Here is a 17,861-nt window from a genome sequence, read left to right as displayed (position 1 = left end):
CAGCAACAAAGCGAGTAGCCCGTAGCGGAAATCAGCCTCTTTGGATGTATAAAAATGGTTAATCAACACACCTGTAAAAGCCCTGTATTAATAGTTATTTTGACTCTTAAACACCATCTGTATTATTCAATTAAAGGGCCAGATTGACGAACATCATTTCCTATAGGTACAATCAGTGAGGACAGTTAATTTGTTTAACGAGGCTATAAAGAAGCCTTGTTTTTTTCGTATCTTTGAAACAAATAGAAGAGGTTTGTGAGGAGTAATCGAATGGAAAAACAGGGGATAAATTCAGTTGAAAAGGTTGTAATCGGTGAAATAGAACAGATTGTATCTTTGAGAAGCAAGAATATAAATAATCCAATTCTTTTGTTTTTACATGGAGGTCCAGGGACGGCGCAAATTGCCTTCTCAAGAAAATCTCAAAAAAAGCTTGAGGAGTACTTTATTGTTGTAAATTGGGATCAGAGAGGTGCAGGAGGATCATTTTCTACATCATTAAAGAGAGAAGACTTAAATATAGAGCGATTTGTTCTTGATACAGAAGAGCTTACAACTTACTTGCTAGACAGGTTTAATCAAAAAAAGATATTTCTTGTAGGTCATTCTTGGGGGAGTATTATTGGATTGAAATTTTCTTCAAGACGGCCAGACTTAATTGAAGCATATATCGGTATTGGACAAATAGTAGATATGAAACGAGGAGAGAAATTATCATATAAATTTACTTTAGAGGAAGCAATTCGAAGAAATAATGAAAAGGCAATAACTCAATTGAAGGCAATTGGAGAGCCGCCTTATAAAAAAGTGAAGGATGGTGGAATTCAACGGAAATGGCTATCGAAATTTAACGGCTCGACATATAGCGGAAGCTTATTTGGAATTATCTTTAAAAACATATCAATGAAAGATATTAAATCATTAAAGATAATAAAGTTTATTAGAGGCTCAATACTTTCTCTAAACGCTTTAGAAGATGAGATGAATACGGTTAACTTTTTAGAAGAAATCCCTGAAATAAATGTTCCTGTTTATTTTTGTTGTGGACGTATGGATTACACTGTACCGTCTGAATTAGTTGAAGAGTATTATGTAAAATTAAGTGCTCCACATAAAAAAATCGTCTGGTTTGAGAAATCTGCACATTTACCCAACTTTGAAGAAGTGGAAAAATTCTCGAACCTTTGTATATCTTTGGTTCGAAATATATAAGTTCGCTATTGATCTTTAAAAATTTGAATAACTAATTATAATCACATTTCCATTTTAAGCAAAACGGCTGCTCATATCTAAGAAAAACAAGAAATATACACTAACTTTTTATCTATAAACGGGTGCTTTAATGGAGATGGATCTCAGAAATGATCAAACTTTTTTATAAAAGAATGATTCAATTGAATATATTAAGAGCGTGTTTTGATTAATTTTTTCCAAACACGCTCTTTCTTTTTGTTCGATTATCAAGGTTATTAGTATTAACCTGATCAAACAATATTCCAAAGCTACAACTCGGGATAGGAGTGATCCTTAGTAACAAGATTCGGAAGTGTAAGGCTAAATTAGCTTTACATTACTATTAATAGATTAAATATAAAAAGCCGCAGCGTCGTCACACGCTACAGCTCAAAGTTAGTTTAAGCCCCGTTTTTCAAAAAGATTGGCTACTTCAACTAACGATAAAGTTTAGTTGAAGTAGCAGGGATTTGTTGGAAGTGTAAAGAAGTAATAAAGAAAAGTAATTATTTGTTGGAGGGGATAAATTAAATGTTATAGACAAAATGGAGAAGTTTGATTTTGCAACGTTGGAATGATGAATAAAAAGAGTTTGTCACTGCTTTAAAGTTAATTACAGAAGGAAAAGAATGTTTGACTGCAGAAATTTAAAGAATCTGTATGGTGAGTCTAATGATCTTTCATTGCGAAGTGGCTGTGCCAAGATTTTATTTGAGCTTTATTTTACTAAATCCGAATGGCAACAATTAGAGATGCTCGGCCTTCTTGATGATCAAAGCAATCGTTTAATTGCGAGAGCTTGTAGCAAGTCTGAACAAACAACATTCTCCTTCTTAAACGATGAATATGTATTCCGATGAAACTAAGCATCTCTAGCTCTCCAACGATTGATGTAATGAGGATGGGCGTTTGATGATTGATTATACGAATAGAAAGTTTGAGCTTGTGTTTAACTAATGATGCGAAGCAATTATTACGATGTTTTAATATCCTAACTTTATTGGAGGTAATAGATTATGCCCTTATTCAAATACGGAGTGCTAAAAGGTAAAGTTGTAAACGTGAGACCTGTGGATTCATATGACAAGACACCTCATTACGAAGTGCATATTCGAGCAACAAAGAAGGATAAAAGTGAGGAGAATTATAGGATTGCGATTAATGTTGCCTCTAAGATAAAGCCTTCAGAAGTCCTATATTTTGTTAGTGAAGATTTTAACTCAAATCAAATAACAATTATTCCAAATTACGAAGAAGGATTTACAGAAATTACTAATGATAACCGTGAAATTGCATTAGATTATATTCGTGGTGGCTTATTTGATCCCCAAAAAATGATTCCTCTCCCTGCAACTAAGAACGGACCAGATAATGACTTAAATGAGAAAGTTCATAAATATATGCAAGAGGCTATGACTAAAGAAGCTATAGTTTATGCTTATGGGGAAAAATTTATAAATGAAGATGAAAAAGATAAATATTTCGGTTTTTCTCCAGGCAAAGGCATTCATGATATTCATATGAATCAAGGAAATAGTAAAGATTTTAGAAATGACGACGGGATATGGCAAGATGGTGGTGTACTCATTCATTTTGAAGAAGAAAATAGATGGGTTGGTATATTCCTTGCATTCCAATCGCAGTCTTGGTGTACAGATGACCATGGACACGCAACGAAGCCAGTTAGTGAATGTAACCATATAAATAACAAATCAGCAGGGGGATTGTTCCAACAATTATAATTTCATTTGTAGAGGATAAATGAAGCTGGTTTTGCAAAAGGCAATCAAACAGCAACATTTATCCTATTTTTGTTCCCAAACTAGTTTTAATCATCGAGTAGGGCAGTGAATTTAGCACGCGTCTATGTAATTAAGGTCCACCTCAGCCACAGCCAAGGTAAGTTAATCGGGATCTTAAAATATAGTCATATTATTCACCTTAACGTTATTGCAAACTTTATCTCTCGCAAGCAATACCATCTTTGTCACGATCTTTCGAAGCATTTGCTTTATATAGTTCAGCGGATACAAAAGGTGCGTATTTTGTTTTTCCACCTTTATTTTTCACATTGGCATCCTTAGCAACGCCACCTTTGTAGTCCTTATTTAATTCTGCGCAATTTTTGTATTTTTTCGCTGCAGCCTCTATTGGTGTCGGGATGCTCATTGTTCCACCGATTAATAATGCACCTGCAATAATTGAAGTAGCTAATTTTTTCATAAATGTTCCTCCTAGAATTGTTTTTAGTGTTTGGAATACATAATAACAATAGTAATTTAAGTATATTTTTCTTTATTATTGTTAATTGATGTAAAACAATAGGTTTAATGACCTTGAGTAAATATTACTATTATAATTCTAAAAAAACAATATCCATTATTGTTTTATATTTACAACGATGGTTGTTATGAAGGACATAATGATGTTCCTTTTAAAGCAGTTTTTAAAATAAATAATGTAAAAGGAACAAATGTATCAGAATAAAAGTTTGTGATTTGTATTGTAAAACGGAGGTATTGTGGCTCGGTAAGTTTTGATCCTAGGACGGACAGACCAACGATCGTTACTCACCCCATAGACTTGAAAGAGTAGAATGGGCATTCATATCCATAACCTCTTTTTTGTTGATAAGAATATTTCAAAACTATTTTAATAAAAGCAAATTTAAATGAGGAGTGGAAGATTTTGCTGAAAATTTTACAAATTGTTTTTTCGATCATAGCATTCTCTCTCTCAGCATATGGACTTATCACACGTGATTTCCAGCTGAATTTTTTAATGATATTCTTCTTAGGGCTTTTTATGTTAACTTTAGGAATTAAAGAATTTCAGAGAGAGAGAAAAGCTTATGGTTGGTTCCTAATCGGGGTATTTTTATTTTCGATATTTGTGTCAATTCAAGGTTTCGTATTGCTTTAATAAATGAGGGTATCATATCTTGAACCCTTGAGAATTCAGGGCTCAAGCCGCTGAAGATGATTCAGAATGCTGATACTACACAAGCACCGAAACCAATTACAGACAACAAAAAAATATCGTGTTTTAACAGGCACATATAGCACAATACAAGATGCAGAAAATGCACTTGATGTATTTAAAACATCGCTTTGGTTGGCTAGCTTACATTGAGTCGGACGGCAAATTATAGCGTGTTAAAACAGCAACATTTACTGGAATGGCTGCAGCACAAGCTGGGGGCAAGTAAAATTAAAACAGCTAAGTTAGCCATGTAATAAATATAGTAGCAGCATACTAGATAACGCCCAGGTACTCGCATTTTTATGAGTTCCTGGGCGTTTTGTGTTTATACCAATAATATTGGTTTGTAGTAAAATAATAAAAATTTATTGTTTTACGATAAAAAAATATTGACTAAGGATATTCTATCGATTATTCTAACATTAGAAAGTTGAGAAGGCGGTGAATCATGAAACATAAGGAATTAGCAAAGTGGTTAAAAATAATTATTTTTTTCTGCTGGGTATTTGGTTTATTGTTCTGCGTCTATGTTGGGCCAGAGACAGGAAAGAATATATTGTTAGATTCTCATTCCTTAAAAGAATTATATAAACCTTTTATTGCATTTATTTGGATAACTGGTATACCTTACTTTTATGCTTTATGTATAGGCTGGAGTATCTGTTCAGACATTAATGTAGGTAACGATTTTACATTAAAAAATGCACAAAGGTTAAAGCGTATAAGTGTTTTAGCGATGACAGAAGGAGTTTTATATGTTATTGCACTACTTTATGTATTTATTAGTGATAACTACAATACCAATCTTTTAACGATTCTTTTGTTAATACTATTTTTTGCAGTAGTTATTTCTGTATTTACTTCTTTACTTTCTTATTTAATGGGTAAAGCTAGTGAAATTAAAGAGGATAACGAATTAACGATTTGAGGTGTAACATGGGCATCATAGTTAATCTTGATGTAATGCTAGCTAAGAGGAAAATGAGTGTTACAGAACTATCAGAAAAACTTGGTATCACAATGGCAAACGTCTCAATTCTAAAAAATGGAAAAGCAAAAGCGATTAAATTTTCAACATTAGAGAAGATATGTGAAGTATTAGACTGTCAACCAGGTGATATCTTGGAATATAAAAAATAAATAAACTAACATTATTGGAGGAAAATATTATGAAAATGAAATATGTTATCGCATCTACACCAATCCTTTTAGGAGTAATATGTTTAATTGCAAAAGCTATCATTGGAAGTAAAGTAGCTATAGATGGCACTTTAGAAGAACCTTTTTTCTTAATTCCAATTGGAATTTTATTATTCTTCTTAGGTATTGTGTCATTAGCTGGTATGGCTTTGATTTCAATGTTTAAGAAAACACAAGTTTCAAACTAATAAGATTAACTTTTTCAAAAAGGCTACCAACTTTAAGAACCAGACGCTCATAATGATATGCTCCCTATTAGGTAGACAGATTAAAAAATCTGTTTATTTAAGGGGAGTATTTTTTATGGGGCGAAAGCGCAATTCTCGATTTATATGATGGTGTTCAGTTGTGAGTAATGTATTAGGTCATTCGAAGATTTTATCAGGCGTGTTGATTAGGAAAAAATAAGTTTATTATTGAGCGACAAAAGGATTTTTTTGTTACCACTTTGCCAATATATTTCCATTTTAACTGATTGTAGCGCAGGGCTACTCGACTCCCGCGGGAAAGCGATAGAGGAACGAAGGCTAAAACCATCACATCCTGTGATAACGCCTTCGTGACCAACATCGTGTTGGCCCGAGACCCTGCACGGAGCGAAGCGGAGGAAGCGGCTCGACGCTCGCCCACAGGAAGCTTTGCTCTGTGCGAAAGCGAAGCGTCAGCAACAAAGCGAGTAGCCCGTAGCGGAAATCAGCCTCTTTTGATGTATAAAAATGGTTAATCAACACACCTGCGATTTTATATTTAATTTACTTAATAGCAAAGACTTCAAAAATGCTAACTTGTTTATTCATAGTAAAGAGGACATCGCTGAAGCAATATCACACAATCATATTATTCTCCAATGTTTAGATTTGATCATAGGTTCAATGGAATTTAGGTTAAATGAAAAACATAAAGCTATACTAGAGGGTAAGGAAAGAAGAGGGAAACAAACTGTAGCAAAAGAAAAATTATATAAACATATCAACTCACATATCCGAAATGTGTATCCGAATTTTAATATCGGTGAAACAACTGGAATAAGAGGTGAGATAGAAAATCGTTGGAATCATTCATACAGACACTGGAAATTCATCCTTAATAACAAAGTGGCGAATGATCAATATAGACCGAAAAATAAAAAGTAAGCCCCGTCATTTCTACGTGAGTAGCTCACGTAAAACGTAAGCCTTCGAAATGACCAAGCTCATTCTATTTAAGTCCAATGTAGACCAATTGACTAAATATAGTCAACATATATGTTGCAAATTTGCAAAAAAACATAAGAGTTTAAGGCGTTTTTAATTAATACTTAAATCAATCATATGCATCTAAATTTAAAAAAGACCAAGTAAGGTCCTGCACCCCTAAAGTTAGAGTCAAAAATCTAAAAGCTATTTTAAAGTTCTCCGAGTCTAATAATCTTACTCCACCACAATCAAATGATTTTGGTGAGTGGTGGAGTATCACCTGATTGAGAAAGGGCTGCGGCAATTGAAATTCATAATTAGTTACTATATCTAATTTCGTCGAGTGAATTGAGAAGATTTTTGTTATTATTATTCTTTTCCCTGAATTTTTTCATTGAAAAAATGGATACCTGTATGTCCTCCACCTTCAGCAACCATTTCGTTTGAAGCTATTTTTGTTGGAGATGTTCCAGCTCGTGTCGCCGCTTGAGCAGTTATCCGCTCTGATATGTTTTTGTCCATCACCGCAGTATTTAAATAGGGTCTTAATTTAGATTTTGCACAATTGAGCATACTTAATGCTTTATCACGGTTTTCTTTTTTACATAAATAAGAGGCTGTTAAAGCTAACGCTGTAATTACAACACCTGTTCTTCGTTTTGACATTATTAATCCCTCCCGAAAATATAGAATCTCGCTCAATATTTTTTCTTTACCCTGTTTTTTAGAGAACTAAACATAATTTTCATTCACATTACAGCATATCTAACCTATTGCCTCTATCATAAAAAACAAAATTCATAGTTCTTATATAAGTATGAAAAAGGATAATAATTCCAAAACAGGGAAGAGTTGAGGGACTTGCACGGTAAGGCTTTTTATTATGGAGTCATTATATGACAAATGTTACCTTTTAATCTATATTATAAAATAGATTGGAGGTAGCATTGTTTGGATAAGGGAAAATTAATATTAGATATTCTAGAAGGATTAATTAATCAGGAAGAGCCTAAATTTTATGATTTTGAAATAGATAAACAAACATTCGGAGAAATAGTTGAAGTGATCCAAGAAAAAGGGTTTATTTCTGGTGCGAGCATTTATCGTGAATGTCTAGAGAATAAATTAATATCGGTTTCCTTGTATAACGCTAAGGTTGAATCGAAAGGATTAAATTACATAGAAAATAATATTATGAGTCATATCTAACTTTATTTCACCCCAAAAGATAGATTTTTGGTCTAACTTTTGGGATGAAATAGAATTGAGTGACTATTTTTTATTTACTGGCACAACTACTGTTACTTTTTCGCCAATAAATCTGTTATCTTTTGAAGCACTATCAAAAACAAATTTTAATTCTTTGACACCTTCTAAACCTTCTTTTCCTAAATCAAATATAACTTCACCTTTTTGTATTACTTTGCCAATAAATTCGGACTCAAAATGAGAAATTTCAACAAAAGAATTGATTTGACGTTTTGTATCAGTAGTCATTTTCGCAGAATTTGGATAAAAACTTAAAGTGTCATCAGATAAATTTTCTCCAATTGCTGAACGTGCCATTTTAGCAGATAAATTAAGTTATGCTACAGTTCGTGGTACATCTAAATAAATTTTAAAGCCCAGGTACTCAATTAATTTTGAGCCTGGGCTTTTTTTGTTTCCATTAAATTTTAACTTAAATTGATCTTTTATAAGCATTCATTGTCGAAGTATATTGGAATAATTTAGGGTTGACTAGTCCCTCACGTAAATCCATCATTCCTAATTGTCCCATTCTATTCAATAAAGGAACTAACCAACTACCACTTGGAGCACCTTGTAACATTTTAATTTGATTAGATGATAACTCTGAAACTTTACTAGCATCAATTGGTTCTTTTGCATTTTCTATCGTTTCTTTAAAAGCTTTCGTATCAACTTTATACAAATTTTCGCCAACTTGTTCAGTGAAACCTTTGTATCCGTAAGCTCCTCGAAGGATAGTTAGCCTTATACTCATATCTTCCATAGAAACCATTTTTAAATACACCTCTCTTCAATAGATTCCCTAAATTATAAATGTGGAATATTTAAAGTTCTTTCAAAGGTATTCCATGGGTAATTTTGCGAATTAGATTTAAACTTATATACTGAAGTAGTCCCGCTAGCGATTTTTAAATCTGAATCAAAAGATACTGAATGATAAAACGCATCTATAATTCTGTCATTATTATTATCTATAGTAGCCACATTAATTTTATAATCACGATTTTGATAAGTAATATATTCATCATCTAACCATTGATCGTCATTTCCATAACCAACTTCCATCACTCCTATGGTAACAGTGCCTGAAACTGCATGAGAAGTTTGCGTGCGAACATCCTCAGTATATTCATTGATTGTTCCAACTTGAGATACTATTTCGTCAATATAGAGAGCTGTTAATGGTGGCGCTGGACCTCTTAGAACTGGATAATTTTCCAATTCTTCTTTAACTTCAGCAGCCTCACCTGAAGTTACTTGTGTAATAGTCCAATCAGGATGTTTTGTTTTTAGATTTTCAATTAATGGGTCTACTTCAATCATATCTTTTTCTACTTCTGAAGCTTCAGCTGTATTTAGCCCCAACAAACCACTTGTGAAAACTCCAACAGCTAGTAAATATTTTTTCGTATGTAATACCTCTCTTTCCATTATTTGTGTTATAAAGGTATTATCGGAGTTAATGTGAAAATATTAACCAATTTCCTTAAATTGTTTTTGTGTGCTAATTTAACATTCCGATATTCTATTCAATGTAATTGTAAAAGTTAGGAAACATGGACATGATAAAAAACAAAGATAATGAATGAGTATTTTAGTGAGATAACTATCAATATTTGTCTTAATATGAACTATTACGCTATACTAATCAAGCTCTGAAAACTCAAGTTGAGGAATTACTTATTAGCCATATAAACAAGGGCACTTATTGATAGAGTACCTATTTTTATGCAATGAAAAAGCCACTCATTTGAGTGACTCATTTCTTTACATCTTCAATTAAACCTAATTCTTGTTTAAGTGTTGTAATCCCTGCGATACCCTTCAATATTTGACTATCAGAGGCTGTAATATCAGATTTTATCTTATCCATCTGAGAAGGAGCAAAGTTACCTTTATCGAACATTTCCATAGCCTTTTCAGCAGCCATTTGTCTTGAAGCAGCTGCATAATTTAACTGACTCATCGCTTCTTTAACATCTTTTTTCTGCTCCTTACTTAACCCTTCAACTGGCACAGATTTTTTAACACTTAGTTCTCTATATCCTTCTTTTAAAGCTTTCATATTATCGTAAGCTGCGTATACATCTGTACTACCATTTCCTATTGCTTCGAAAGTTGGCTTCCATAATTTTTCCCATAATTGATCATAGGATTTAGTCCATTCTTCAATGGCTGGTTGTGTGTTTTTAACAAAATACTCTTTTTGCTTTGCTATTTTTTCGGCTTCTTTCGCTTCTTGCTTGGCTTTTTTCTCTTCTTCTTTAGCTTGTTCAGACTCTTTCTCTTTCGCTTTAGCTGATTCTTCCTGAGCATTATCAGTTACTTCAGCTTTTTCAACACCACAAGCAGTAAGTAATAGTGCAGACATAGCTCCTATGTAGAATAATTTTTTCATTTGTATTTCCTCCCTCTATATTTCCATTTTAGGAAAATTGGTAACAAAAGTACATATAAAAAACAGACAACTGTAATTAATAGCTATAAAATTAGTACCTGCTAAATTGTTAGTACGGATTAAAACCCATTTTTTAGGTGTGTAACGAGCATCAACCAAACGACTCTTCGTTACACAAAAAAGTCACCAAAATCACGAAAAAGTCACATTTCCCCCGAAAACGCATGAAATCGGGCAAAAGGCAAGTCTTTGTACATTCGTGAGAAACCTTGCTATAATAAGCTTTGCGAATACATATGAAAGAGGGTAAAAGCATGAACGCTTACGATGAATATATGAAACAGGTAGTGAAACCGATGCGTGAGGAGTTAGTGGGGGCTGGATTTACGGAGCTTACGACGGCTGATGCGGTGAATGAATTTATGGCGGAGGCGAAGGGGACTTCGTTGGTTGTGATTAACTCGGTTTGTGGTTGTGCGGCTGGGTTGGCGCGTCCGGCTGCTCGTGAGGCAGTAGAGGCGGTTAAGCCTGATCATCTTGTGACTGTTTTTGCGGGTCAGGATCCTGAAGCGACTGCTGCGATGCGTAGCTTTTTTGAGGATGTGCCACCGAGTTCACCGTCGATGGCGATTTTAAAGGATGGGCAATTGGCTTACTTTATTCCACGTGAACAAATTGAAGGGTTCCCTGTGGAGCAAATTGTTACACATTTAACAGGTGTTTTAGAACAAACATGCGAGAAGTAAAGACCATTGTTACGACAGCGGGCAGACCAGACGATTTATCGTTGGCGCTCGCTGCTTTTGCGTGTGAACAATTAGGTGCTTCGTTTGAGCTAAGAAAAAAGCGTTCTGTTCGGAAAATCTCTCAGGAATTGCATGCACATGTGATCGTTGCTGGGAAAAATCGATTTGAGTATTATGCTTTTGGTGCCAATGAGCCGTTTTTCTTCCATCCGAATTCAGCAGCGTTTCGCTTAAAGCGTGTAGCTCGTGGGGAAGCGGAGCCGTTTTTGCAAGCGGCACAGCTTGAAAAAGGAGATTCAGTGCTTGATTGTACGTTAGGACTTGCTGCGGATGCTATGCTGGCAGTTTATACAGTTGGTGAAGCGGGTCGAGTCGTTGGGTTAGAAGCGAATCCAAATGTGGCCTTTATTGTTGAGCAAGGAATGCAATCCTATGATACGACTGAGCTACCGTTAACAGACTGCATGCGCCAAATTGAAGTGGTGCAGGCTGAAGCAGTTAGCTATTTGAAGACTTTGTCGGACAATACTTTCGATGTTGTGTATATGGATCCGATGTTTGAAGAGATTATTGAAGAGGCCAATAATTTTGAAGCATTACGCTTAGCAGGGGAACATGTGACATTAACGGATGAATGGGTAAGTGAGGCGAAACGAGTGGCGAGAAAACGGGTAGTGTTAAAGGCTCATTTTCGCTCAGAATGGTTTGCCAAATATCATTTTCAACAAAATAAAAGAACAACTGCAAAGTTTCATTATGGTGTTCTGAATGTTGACTGAAGTAAATATTGAGTGTTTTCAAGAGGCTTGTTCATTTTGAACAGGCTTTTATTTTTATCTCGGAAAATCAAAATATGGTAATATGAAAAGGTATCAGATTGTAACTTAAATGGAGTATTATGGTGCTTTTGTGATTGCATTTATTCATTTTCTAATATAGTTGAATAATTGGCTAGAAATATCATATAAGCAATGAAAAAATTTTTGAGGGGGATGTGTATGAACCGAATAATTGAAAAAATCGAACAGTTTTTGAAAAATCCATCAGTGGAAAATGAAAGTTTTTGGAATAGTGAAGCATTAGTTTGGGTTGATTGGAGAGATTTTGACGAATCTATCGTTGAAAATTTTAACGAATACTTACTTGAAGTAGATAAAATAAATGTTGAACTAGTAGAAAATGATAAGCCAAGGTGTGTTGATATTTTCTTGATAAAAGATGATGTGAAGAAAGCAGTCCCGTATGATGAAGAAAGAACGGATAGGGACACAACTTTGAAAGCTGTACAGGATTTTATTGCTCCAAAATATCAAATCCGTTGGTACATGGATTCACTTGGCGGAGATACTTTGGCTTTTTCTGTGCTACTAGCTGAAAAGTGGTTGCAGTTAGAGAAAGAATATGGGCAAGAAAAAGTTACATATTTTTTTGCGCCTCTATCACATGACTCTGTGATGTTTAACATGGATATAGACGAAGTTTTTGATTTGTTGGAAAAAAGAAAGCAGAATGTCTATTAAGGAAAGTGGGATTTTGCACATGACGGCAGAAAATATTCCTCGTTAAGCTCGTGATCCCCCGTGGCCAATTATATAGCTCATTTAGATAATTCGTTCACAAGGAGAGACAAATATGATTGGTCCGAAAAAAGTAACAAGAGAAGAAAGAATGGAAATTGCTTATTCCATTGCCAACCAAGTTTTAGAAAGATATGGTTCGAAGGTACAAGCAATTGGGGTTTACGGTTCATTAGCACGGAAAACAGATGGACCATTTTCAGATATAGAAATTAAATGTATTTTAAACTCTTTAGATGAAGGCTTTTGCTATGAATGGACAGCCGGAGATTGGAAGGCAGAAGTGAACTTTGAAAGCGCAGAAGATATTATTGAAGAGGCGACTACAGTTGACGAGGAATGGCCTTTGACACATGGACAATTTTTCAACATTCTACCTGTTTATGACCCCAATGATTTTTTCAGTGAACTAAAAATAAAAGCCAACTCAGTAGAGAGTTCAATATTTAATGAAGCTATCTGTCGAACTTTAATAGAAGAAATGTACGAGTATATTGGAAAATTGAGAAATATTGAAATACAAGGTCCTCAATCATTTTTACCGATTTTGGCGATGGAAATTGCTATAGCAGGTGCGATGATTTTAGGATTACACAATAAACAATTTTTCACAACTTCTGCACAAGTATTACCAGAAGCATTGTCGTTTACAGATAAGCCTGAAGGGTTTGACGTTCTATGTGAATTGGTGATGTATGGGAACCTCTCAGATCCACAACAAATTATTGCAATCTGCGAGAACTATTGGGATTCATTACTAAAATGGTCTGCTCAACATGGATATCAAATTGAATGTTCAACTGTTATCCCTTGGTAAATTAAATAAAATGTTTACTTTTTAAAAACTCCGTGGTATAATAACAGATGTGCTATTTTAGGTGGCATATTTACGTAATCTGGAATTCTGCTTTTTGTTTTTGTAGATACTTATTCACACTGGCGCATGCTTTGGGGCTGCAAGGACGCAAAAGAAGGTTGGGTTTGCGTTGCTTAAGTTAGAAAGCTACAGTGGAATTTTACCGCGGTGATGAAACATATACGTTTCAATATAATATTCCCCAGATGATTGGGTTGAGACTTACAATTTACGAAAAATGTTACCTATTAAATACTAAAGGGGTGGCTTCGCAAAAGCGAGGCTGCCCCTTGTCTAATTTACTGGGAAATGAAGATGAAATGTTTCAGAAGCGACGGAAAGAACCATCAAAGTGACGGATAGGAATGCCGAAACGACGGATAGGAAAGCTGGAGCGACGGATATAACCCTTGAAGTGACGGATAGAAAAGTCAGCGACGGATAGGATGCGAAAACGACGGAAAGAACCCTCGAACAGACATATAGAAGAGACTTCGGAAGTAGACAAATTTTCGTCTATTCTTTTTTTATGTAATGAATTTTCAGTTGTCGCTCCCATTATAGTTCTTTCTGATTATTTTTCAGATAAATGTTCCATTATATTCGAACTTGTGTAACAATGTTTATTAATATTTTTTCTTATTTTATTTCACAACGATTCCAATATTGACATATTGTAAATGTTGAAACTAAATTCGCTGCCAATGATTGTATTCATTCGTAACACATCAATTTTCATGTGCAAAAGCGGAGATTCCTAGCTAAGAAGATATCAATTCATTAAAGTGGGTAAAAAGTGTAGTTGAATAAATTGAATTCAGAATATTTTTACTATTCAAGAGTGCTACCTATAAGCTGACGAGCCAAAATTATAGTTAAAAAATTGTGGAGGAATAGATATGGCGCTAAAGCAGACATTATTGATGTTAGATGTATTAGATCATCCAAAAGTGAATGGTGAAAAAGTGGTACAACTATTTGAGCAATATGAAGGTGTGGAAGCCTCTTATCAAACTGTACGAGGTGAGCGTGGTGCAACAGATTTTGTGAAAATTATTATTCCGGGCTCAGAAGGAAAATGGAATGGTGGACATGCACCTACTTTAGGAATTATCGGTCGACTTGGCGGTATAGGGGCAAGACCTAAACGTATCGGCCTTGTGTCAGATGGGGATGGTGCAGTTGCGGGATTGACTCAGGCTGTACGTTTTAGTGTTGAAGTGGCGAAGGAATTCGGAAGAGGCACTGCTAAGTTTTATGATGAAGATGGATTTAAGCTTTTGAATAAATTATACGGTTCAATGACACATCTTCAAACTTTAGGGGTGACTATGAATGAATAAAGTCGGTTTTTTGACTAATGGACAATCGCCTCGTTCAGACATTACACCAACATTTAAAGAAGTATTTAATAAAGATATTGAAATTGTAGAAAGAGGAGCATTGGACTCCTTAAATGAAGCGCAATTACTAACAGTTATAGCGAGAAAAGAAATGTACACATGTATTTCGCGATTACGTGATGGCAGATCGATCATAATGGACAGAAGAAAACTACTACCATTATTACAAGATGAATTATCAAAGTTAGAACAAGAGGTTGATATAGTCGTCGTATTATGCACAGATGATTTGCCGACTTTAACATGTGGAAAGCCCATTTTTTATCCAAATCGAATCGTCACACAAGCTATTAGTGCAATGGCCGATCAACCGAAGATAGGTTTAATTATCCCGCTAGAAGAACAGCGGAGAAGCATGCTGAAAAAGTGGAAAAGTGTTTCGGATGATATTACAGTTGCTGTTGCCTCCCCATATGATTATGGCAACTTTGAAGAAGCAGCTCGTTATCTGAAAGATTACCGAGTGGATCTAATTATTTTGGATTGTATGGGATATGATGAAGAACATAGGCAGCTAGTTCGAAAAGAGAGTGGCATATTAACGATTTTGCCGCGTACTTTAGTAGCAAGAATCGTACTTGAATACTTATAAAACAAGATTAGGTAGAAGTGTTTCAGACTGTAGAAATTTAGTCTACAGTCTTTTTTTAGGTTTGTGGAAATCATCCGCTTTTTCCTATCCGGTTCGTCATAAAGATAGGGAATTTGCCATTACAAAGTAGAAAAGCCCGCAAGCTAGTGGACTTCTTTTGTAAAAAAGTGAGTCAAGAAATCTCTGATTGAATCTTTTGAATATTTTTATGGTATTTTATGTTAAAATAAACTTAGTAAATTTGTGAAGTTTTACATCAATGCTTGTGGATTAAATGATGAGGGAGGGGGACAATTATGATAATTTGGTTTCGACACTTACCACAGAAAAGTATGGATTTATCAAAATGGACTCCTTTCATACAGAATGATTGGTATCGAAAACATTATATGAAGTTTGTATATCTACTTCAGATTATCATTTTTCTGATACCCTATTTCATTGGAACAGGGTTCACTCATATTAATATATTGTCTCTCGTTATTATAGGTCTCTTGGTCTTCGTTGTTCATGAATGTCTACACATTTTTGTTATAAACAAAAAAGGTGATATTAGCTTAACATTTAGCGGAATATTTTTTTGGCTACATACAAATGCAATCTTATCCAAAACAAGATTTTTGGTCTTTATGAGCTTGCCTTTTATTGTATTATCGGTGGTCCCTGGCATGATGTCGTTCTATGTATCAGGAAATATCAAATCAATCATATTATTTGTATGTTGGATAAACTCATTGATTTCCTCCTCTGATATCATTAATGCATTTTTAATTGCAATTAAACCGAAAAACTCAGTTTTTTGCAGAGGTTATTATCGAGTGAAATAGTATAAAAAGAGTTTTTCAAATAAATATAAACTAATGGCGTTAGTTTAAGCTCAGGAAAATAATTGGGTTAAAAGATGTGCCGAATTCTAGACTATCTTCTTTACAAAACATGTGCTACGGCAGGTGTTTTTTTGTGAAAGGGAATACAAAAAAGATTGAAGCGAATTAGCTTCAATCTTTCTTACTCACGCATTTTAGTACACACGCTTTGCCGTATTTAGCCCCAATTAGTTCCAATGTGGCCCCATAACAGAGCCTCAAAAGCCACAATTTGAAGCATTATTTTACATCATGTTGCATTTAATAAATTACTGAAATAATAGCTAAAACTTGATAATACGGTATTATACATATGAATTAGTTTCTGTTTGCGTGTTGACTAAATTAATCCGTGAAGCATAAAGATGATAAGTAACCTAACATTAATAAAAGACCAATACTCATTGCGATTTCCATGTTTTGTACCTCCTTTTAAAAAAACGACACATTTAACCCGCATACTGCCAGTAAATGCCCGATTAGTTTAGGGCAACACAGGATGATGGTCATACAAACGTTTTCACAAGATGTGAAGTTTTTACTTTATACATAAATATTGTACAATGAATTATAGAAATATGAAACCTTTTATAGGCTTATGCGTATATATAAGTAATAGAATTACCAATTTGTACATAAAGAGAAGGTGTTAATTAATGAAGAAATGGGTTCAAAAAAGTATCGTCATTATGGTTGCGTTTTTAACTTTTGGATTAATTACGCCAACACATGAGATATGGGAAGCATTTGATCAAAATCCATCAAATCGCGCTTCTATCGGACCATCACCTGGGACAAGCACTGCAGAAGCGGCTGCTCTTCCGATAGAGACAGAAATACAAGAAGACCCGGTCGACTATAGTGCATTGCTCGTTGACGCTGCGAAAGAGCAATCCTATCTAAAATTTGGCACAAAAATCGGCCCAAAAATTAGCAATGAATTTGACTCCATTATTTTCCCGAAAATGGAGGAAGCCATTGCGATGACAGTAGCAAGCTTAGACGATACTTCATTAGCATCGTTAACAATTTCAGAAAAGCCAAGTGGCAACTATGGTGAAAAAATATTTAATATTAGTAGCAATGCAACAGGTATGGATTTAATTCGCTTCCATGTCCGCACGGAAAAAAGACCACAGGATGGCTATTATTACAACTTCCACTACCACAGTGCCGAGGACGACTTTATGGCACACAATAATTTAGGGGATATTTACTGGGAGAAAAACACACCTCCGAAATGGTTATCCTAATAGTCACGGAACACTCGTTTAAAATACGAGTGTTTTTTTTGTTCGAAAACTTCGATAGTAGATTACTTAGTTGTTGTATTGGATTCCATTATTGTTTCTATGATTAGTATTGTTTTCGGTAGTAAATAAATTCGAGAAGCTATCTCCCAACCACTACATTTACAATCAAAAATAAAGTGGAATTCTTTTACAACCGTCTATACAATTGTTTTTTTATTTTAATAAGATATACAGAAAGTAATAACTTTTTATTAGGAGCATTCCTGTTAGAAAGATTTTCAGGGGCTTGAAAAATAAAAAGCCCTCTTGTATGATGCATGAGTGTCAAC

24 protein-coding genes are annotated in these 17,861 nt (G+C 34.5%); 17 read left to right on the top strand and 7 right to left on the bottom strand.

Going from position 1 to position 17,861, the window contains the following annotated elements; translation table 11 throughout:
* The first annotated feature begins 270 nt into the window (after window positions 1-270).
* The 3 genes from AMS59_RS23005 (at window position 271) to AMS59_RS22995 (ending at window position 2,975) form a co-directional block, all read left to right on the top strand.
* Window positions 271-1,212, top strand: coding sequence for an alpha/beta fold hydrolase (locus AMS59_RS23005; protein ID WP_053486024.1), 942 nt, complete (start codon window positions 271-273; stop codon window positions 1,210-1,212).
* A gap of 650 nt (window positions 1,213-1,862) precedes the next feature.
* The gene (locus tag AMS59_RS23000) at window positions 1,863-2,093 is read left to right on the top strand and encodes a hypothetical protein (protein ID WP_053486023.1); all 231 of its coding nucleotides are present in this window, start codon (window positions 1,863-1,865) and stop codon (window positions 2,091-2,093) included.
* A gap of 156 nt (window positions 2,094-2,249) precedes the next feature.
* A complete protein-coding gene (locus AMS59_RS22995) occupies window positions 2,250-2,975 on the top strand; it encodes a YukJ family protein (RefSeq protein ID WP_053486022.1) in 726 nt (241 codons plus the stop codon).
* 217 nt (window positions 2,976-3,192) lie between these two features.
* On the opposite strand, the gene AMS59_RS22990 is transcribed toward AMS59_RS22995, so the two are convergent.
* Window positions 3,193-3,402: an excalibur calcium-binding domain-containing protein gene (locus tag AMS59_RS22990; protein WP_369814358.1), complete on the bottom strand. Its 210-nt coding sequence runs from the start codon at window positions 3,400-3,402 to the stop codon at window positions 3,193-3,195.
* A gap of 519 nt (window positions 3,403-3,921) precedes the next feature.
* Between AMS59_RS22990 and AMS59_RS22985 the strand changes: the two genes are divergently transcribed.
* The 5 genes from AMS59_RS22985 to AMS59_RS22965 all read left to right on the top strand — a co-directional run bounded on the left by AMS59_RS22985 (window position 3,922) and on the right by AMS59_RS22965 (window position 6,548).
* Window positions 3,922-4,155 (top strand): DUF3953 domain-containing protein, encoded by a 234-nt coding sequence (locus tag AMS59_RS22985; RefSeq protein ID WP_053486020.1) that lies wholly within the window; start codon window positions 3,922-3,924, stop codon window positions 4,153-4,155.
* Between the two features lie 508 nt (window positions 4,156-4,663).
* The gene (locus tag AMS59_RS22980) at window positions 4,664-5,143 is read left to right on the top strand and encodes a DUF2975 domain-containing protein (protein ID WP_053486019.1); all 480 of its coding nucleotides are present in this window, start codon (window positions 4,664-4,666) and stop codon (window positions 5,141-5,143) included.
* Between the two features lie 8 nt (window positions 5,144-5,151).
* The gene (locus AMS59_RS22975) at window positions 5,152-5,355 is read left to right on the top strand and encodes a helix-turn-helix transcriptional regulator (RefSeq protein WP_049667274.1); all 204 of its coding nucleotides are present in this window, start codon (window positions 5,152-5,154) and stop codon (window positions 5,353-5,355) included.
* 29 nt (window positions 5,356-5,384) lie between these two features.
* A complete protein-coding gene (locus tag AMS59_RS22970) occupies window positions 5,385-5,603 on the top strand; it encodes a DUF3955 domain-containing protein (RefSeq protein WP_053486018.1) in 219 nt (72 codons plus the stop codon).
* A gap of 528 nt (window positions 5,604-6,131) precedes the next feature.
* Entirely contained in the window at window positions 6,132-6,548 is a 417-nt protein-coding gene (locus AMS59_RS22965) for a hypothetical protein (protein WP_053486017.1), read from the top strand.
* A gap of 411 nt (window positions 6,549-6,959) precedes the next feature.
* Here AMS59_RS22965 and AMS59_RS22960 read toward each other — a convergent pair whose 3' ends face one another.
* The gene (locus AMS59_RS22960; RefSeq protein ID WP_053486016.1) at window positions 6,960-7,256 is read right to left on the bottom strand and encodes a hypothetical protein; all 297 of its coding nucleotides are present in this window, start codon (window positions 7,254-7,256) and stop codon (window positions 6,960-6,962) included.
* A gap of 285 nt (window positions 7,257-7,541) precedes the next feature.
* Here AMS59_RS22960 and AMS59_RS22955 point away from each other — a divergent pair, with 285 nt between their 5' ends.
* Entirely contained in the window at window positions 7,542-7,799 is a 258-nt protein-coding gene (locus AMS59_RS22955; protein WP_053486015.1) for a YjcQ family protein, read from the top strand.
* Between the two features lie 63 nt (window positions 7,800-7,862).
* Here AMS59_RS22955 and AMS59_RS22950 read toward each other — a convergent pair whose 3' ends face one another.
* The 4 genes from AMS59_RS22950 to AMS59_RS22935 all read right to left on the bottom strand — a co-directional run bounded on the left by AMS59_RS22950 (window position 7,863) and on the right by AMS59_RS22935 (window position 10,239).
* Entirely contained in the window at window positions 7,863-8,156 is a 294-nt protein-coding gene (locus AMS59_RS22950) for a hypothetical protein (protein WP_053486014.1), read from the bottom strand.
* A 115-nt stretch (window positions 8,157-8,271) separates the two neighbouring features.
* Window positions 8,272-8,613 (bottom strand): hypothetical protein, encoded by a 342-nt coding sequence (locus AMS59_RS22945; RefSeq protein WP_053486013.1) that lies wholly within the window; start codon window positions 8,611-8,613, stop codon window positions 8,272-8,274.
* Between the two features lie 35 nt (window positions 8,614-8,648).
* Window positions 8,649-9,272: a DUF4879 domain-containing protein gene (locus AMS59_RS22940; protein WP_082337728.1), complete on the bottom strand. Its 624-nt coding sequence runs from the start codon at window positions 9,270-9,272 to the stop codon at window positions 8,649-8,651.
* Between the two features lie 328 nt (window positions 9,273-9,600).
* Window positions 9,601-10,239, bottom strand: coding sequence for a hypothetical protein (locus AMS59_RS22935; protein ID WP_053486011.1), 639 nt, complete (start codon window positions 10,237-10,239; stop codon window positions 9,601-9,603).
* Window positions 10,240-10,553: 314 nt separating this feature from the next.
* On the opposite strand from AMS59_RS22935, the gene AMS59_RS22930 reads away from it, so the two are divergent.
* The 4 genes from AMS59_RS22930 (at window position 10,554) to AMS59_RS22915 (ending at window position 13,379) form a co-directional block, all read left to right on the top strand.
* Window positions 10,554-10,985 carry a BrxA/BrxB family bacilliredoxin gene (locus tag AMS59_RS22930; RefSeq protein WP_053486010.1) on the top strand — a complete coding sequence of 144 codons (432 nt, stop codon included), beginning with the start codon at window positions 10,554-10,556 and terminating at the stop codon, window positions 10,983-10,985.
* On the top strand, window positions 10,973-11,764 hold the full coding sequence (locus AMS59_RS22925) for a class I SAM-dependent methyltransferase (protein ID WP_053486009.1): 792 nt from the start codon (window positions 10,973-10,975) through the stop codon (window positions 11,762-11,764). The genes AMS59_RS22930 and AMS59_RS22925 overlap by 13 nt, the downstream gene beginning before the upstream one ends.
* A 219-nt stretch (window positions 11,765-11,983) precedes the next feature.
* Window positions 11,984-12,505: a hypothetical protein gene (locus tag AMS59_RS22920; protein ID WP_053486008.1), complete on the top strand. Its 522-nt coding sequence runs from the start codon at window positions 11,984-11,986 to the stop codon at window positions 12,503-12,505.
* A 112-nt stretch (window positions 12,506-12,617) separates the two neighbouring features.
* The gene (locus AMS59_RS22915) at window positions 12,618-13,379 is read left to right on the top strand and encodes an ANT(4')-I family aminoglycoside nucleotidyltransferase (protein WP_053486007.1); all 762 of its coding nucleotides are present in this window, start codon (window positions 12,618-12,620) and stop codon (window positions 13,377-13,379) included.
* 364 nt (window positions 13,380-13,743) lie between these two features.
* Here the strand turns inward: AMS59_RS22915 and AMS59_RS25645 are convergent, their stop codons facing one another.
* Complete coding sequence (locus tag AMS59_RS25645) at window positions 13,744-13,977, bottom strand: hypothetical protein (protein ID WP_156304757.1); 234 nt, start codon at window positions 13,975-13,977, stop codon at window positions 13,744-13,746.
* 340 nt (window positions 13,978-14,317) lie between these two features.
* Here AMS59_RS25645 and AMS59_RS22910 point away from each other — a divergent pair, with 340 nt between their 5' ends.
* From AMS59_RS22910 to AMS59_RS22895, 4 genes are all read left to right on the top strand, one after another.
* Window positions 14,318-14,761: a DUF1177 family protein gene (locus AMS59_RS22910; RefSeq protein WP_053486006.1), complete on the top strand. Its 444-nt coding sequence runs from the start codon at window positions 14,318-14,320 to the stop codon at window positions 14,759-14,761.
* The gene (locus AMS59_RS22905; RefSeq protein WP_053486005.1) at window positions 14,754-15,413 is read left to right on the top strand and encodes an AroM family protein; all 660 of its coding nucleotides are present in this window, start codon (window positions 14,754-14,756) and stop codon (window positions 15,411-15,413) included. The genes AMS59_RS22910 and AMS59_RS22905 overlap by 8 nt, the downstream gene beginning before the upstream one ends.
* Before the next feature lie 332 nt (window positions 15,414-15,745).
* A complete protein-coding gene (locus tag AMS59_RS22900) occupies window positions 15,746-16,240 on the top strand; it encodes a DUF3267 domain-containing protein (protein WP_053486050.1) in 495 nt (164 codons plus the stop codon).
* Window positions 16,241-16,935: 695 nt separating this feature from the next.
* Window positions 16,936-17,532 (top strand): YpjP family protein, encoded by a 597-nt coding sequence (locus AMS59_RS22895; protein ID WP_053486004.1) that lies wholly within the window; start codon window positions 16,936-16,938, stop codon window positions 17,530-17,532.
* Window positions 17,533-17,861: the final 329 nt, after the last annotated feature.

The organism is Lysinibacillus sp. FJAT-14745 (assembly GCF_001275675.1).
GTDB lineage: Bacteria > Bacillota > Bacilli > Bacillales_A > Planococcaceae > Lysinibacillus.
This window is presented reverse-complemented; position numbering and strand designations above follow the sequence as displayed.

Coding starts and splice junctions, on each gene's coding strand:
- AMS59_RS23005 (WP_053486024.1), top strand. CDS start 271: ATGGAAAAACAGGGGATAAATTCAGTTGAAAAGGTTGTAATCGGTGAA.
- AMS59_RS23000 (WP_053486023.1), top strand. CDS start 1,863: ATGTTTGACTGCAGAAATTTAAAGAATCTGTATGGTGAGTCTAATGAT.
- AMS59_RS22995 (WP_053486022.1), top strand. CDS start 2,250: ATGCCCTTATTCAAATACGGAGTGCTAAAAGGTAAAGTTGTAAACGTG.
- AMS59_RS22990 (WP_369814358.1), bottom strand. CDS start 3,402: ATGAGCATCCCGACACCAATAGAGGCTGCAGCGAAAAAATACAAAAAT.
- AMS59_RS22980 (WP_053486019.1), top strand. CDS start 4,664: ATGAAACATAAGGAATTAGCAAAGTGGTTAAAAATAATTATTTTTTTC.
- AMS59_RS22975 (WP_049667274.1), top strand. CDS start 5,152: ATGGGCATCATAGTTAATCTTGATGTAATGCTAGCTAAGAGGAAAATG.
- AMS59_RS22970 (WP_053486018.1), top strand. CDS start 5,385: ATGAAAATGAAATATGTTATCGCATCTACACCAATCCTTTTAGGAGTA.
- AMS59_RS22965 (WP_053486017.1), top strand. CDS start 6,132: ATGGTTAATCAACACACCTGCGATTTTATATTTAATTTACTTAATAGC.
- AMS59_RS22960 (WP_053486016.1), bottom strand. CDS start 7,256: ATGTCAAAACGAAGAACAGGTGTTGTAATTACAGCGTTAGCTTTAACA.
- AMS59_RS22950 (WP_053486014.1), bottom strand. CDS start 8,156: ATGGCACGTTCAGCAATTGGAGAAAATTTATCTGATGACACTTTAAGT.
- AMS59_RS22945 (WP_053486013.1), bottom strand. CDS start 8,613: ATGGTTTCTATGGAAGATATGAGTATAAGGCTAACTATCCTTCGAGGA.
- AMS59_RS22940 (WP_082337728.1), bottom strand. CDS start 9,272: ATGGAAAGAGAGGTATTACATACGAAAAAATATTTACTAGCTGTTGGA.
- AMS59_RS22935 (WP_053486011.1), bottom strand. CDS start 10,239: ATGAAAAAATTATTCTACATAGGAGCTATGTCTGCACTATTACTTACT.
- AMS59_RS22930 (WP_053486010.1), top strand. CDS start 10,554: ATGAACGCTTACGATGAATATATGAAACAGGTAGTGAAACCGATGCGT.
- AMS59_RS22925 (WP_053486009.1), top strand. CDS start 10,973: ATGCGAGAAGTAAAGACCATTGTTACGACAGCGGGCAGACCAGACGAT.
- AMS59_RS22920 (WP_053486008.1), top strand. CDS start 11,984: ATGAACCGAATAATTGAAAAAATCGAACAGTTTTTGAAAAATCCATCA.
- AMS59_RS22915 (WP_053486007.1), top strand. CDS start 12,618: ATGATTGGTCCGAAAAAAGTAACAAGAGAAGAAAGAATGGAAATTGCT.
- AMS59_RS25645 (WP_156304757.1), bottom strand. CDS start 13,977: ATGGGAGCGACAACTGAAAATTCATTACATAAAAAAAGAATAGACGAA.
- AMS59_RS22910 (WP_053486006.1), top strand. CDS start 14,318: ATGGCGCTAAAGCAGACATTATTGATGTTAGATGTATTAGATCATCCA.
- AMS59_RS22905 (WP_053486005.1), top strand. CDS start 14,754: ATGAATAAAGTCGGTTTTTTGACTAATGGACAATCGCCTCGTTCAGAC.
- AMS59_RS22900 (WP_053486050.1), top strand. CDS start 15,746: ATGGATTTATCAAAATGGACTCCTTTCATACAGAATGATTGGTATCGA.
- AMS59_RS22895 (WP_053486004.1), top strand. CDS start 16,936: ATGAAGAAATGGGTTCAAAAAAGTATCGTCATTATGGTTGCGTTTTTA.